This is a genomic window from Shewanella sp. MF08487 (assembly GCF_050848685.1).
Lineage (GTDB): Bacteria > Pseudomonadota > Gammaproteobacteria > Enterobacterales > Shewanellaceae > Shewanella > Shewanella glacialipiscicola.
The window spans coordinates 1-1588 of sequence record NZ_JBOZPB010000058.1; the positions used below are offsets into that span (position 1 = coordinate 1).

Here is a 1588-nt window from a genome sequence, read left to right on the forward strand (position 1 = left end):
AGTAAAAAATGGACCATGCCCATTCGAAACTGGCGTACTGCGATGAGCCGATTTATTATTGAGTTCGAAGACAGAATTGTGAAGCATATTAACTAAATTGCAGTTACACAGAATCTGTTACACCCTCCGGCCTAGGCCTAACAGTATTAATCTATCTCTTTTGCGCGGTCTGCATTGTAACCAAAGCTATCATGACTCCTTTTACCAATAGTGATTATCGATATCAACACCTCGACTAAATTTCCGCAGCATATCTTTTGGATGATATGCAGTTATCATTATGGGCGGTGCTGGTTTGGCATCAAACACAAGTAGCCACTGATTTTGATCATCTCAGTATTATAAAGCTTCTGTCTTATACCAATCCGTATTGGATTGTCATCTAATACACTCACCATTTTCACATCATTTTATACTGTGAAAAATTACACGTCTGTTGGGCTCATTAAGCTATCAAAATCAGAAAAAGACGCCCGTATGCGCATTCGCATATTGGCAGTTTCTTGTTTTCTGGAATGTCACAACCGTGTTCAAGTCGTTCGCCAACGAAAGGTCAGTCGTCGCAGTGTCAATGAATGGGTTAAAAACGACTTAAATATAGGTATTGATGGCTTGAAAGCCAATATGAATTCGACAAATACGAGTAAACTCGACGAACACCAAGAGCAGGGTGGCGATTAACAGGACTAGACATTCAATCATATATAGAACAGCAGTTTGGCATTCATTATCATCTAAATCATGTGTATAAAATATTGAAAAGTATTGGCTTAAGCTGGATAACAGGTCGCTCCAAGTACCCAAAACCATCCTTAGAAGCTCAAGAAGAGTTTAACAAAACTCATTTCTAAAGCGATCGCCACGATCCCATTTTATATCCCTTTAGACACCGTCGATATGGGGTTTCAAGATGAAGCTCGATTTGGTCAACAAAATACCACCACGCGAATATGGGCAGCAAAAGGCTCAAGGCCAACAACAGCAATTTGAGTATGCCTACCTCTTTGGTGCTGTGTGCCCAGCGACAGGGGCAACAGAAGCCTTGGTCAGGCCCCTTGTTAATCAAGATGCGGCAGCACTTAACGAAAATATCAGAGGCAACTCATTCGGATAGATATGCACTTGTTATCATTGATGGTGCGGGCTGGCATGCGGATAATATAGCAAAAGAATTCTGTCATTTATCGGTCCTTAAATTACCGCCCTATTCTCCGGAGTTGCAGCCAATAGAGCAAGTATGGCAATCGCTAAGACAGCACTGTTTGGCAAATCGGTATTTTGATGGTTATAACGATATCGTTGAGCAGTGTTGCAATGCTTGGAATACGTTTATTCAGTGCAAGGACAGGGTGAAAAGTTTGTGCACGCGACACTGGGCCAATATGAGCAAAGTCTAATGCGGATTGGTATAATAACATTGCAAACAGTAGAGATGTTTTAAAGGCCTAAAACCATCAATTACAGACGCAAAAAAGCCAGCTTATTCAGCTGGCTTCGTTACATCTCATCGAGATAATTAGGCGCTTGGCGATGACCTACTCTCACATGGGGAGACCCCACACTACCATCGGCGCGTTTGCGTTTCACT

General features: G+C 41.9%; 1 pseudogene. It reads left to right on the plus strand.

Going from position 1 to position 1588, the window contains the following annotated elements:
* The first annotated feature begins 477 nt into the window (after positions 1-477).
* Positions 478-1397, plus strand: a pseudogene (locus ACRN9H_RS19600) (IS630 family transposase).
* The last annotated feature ends 191 nt before the right edge of the window (positions 1398-1588 follow it).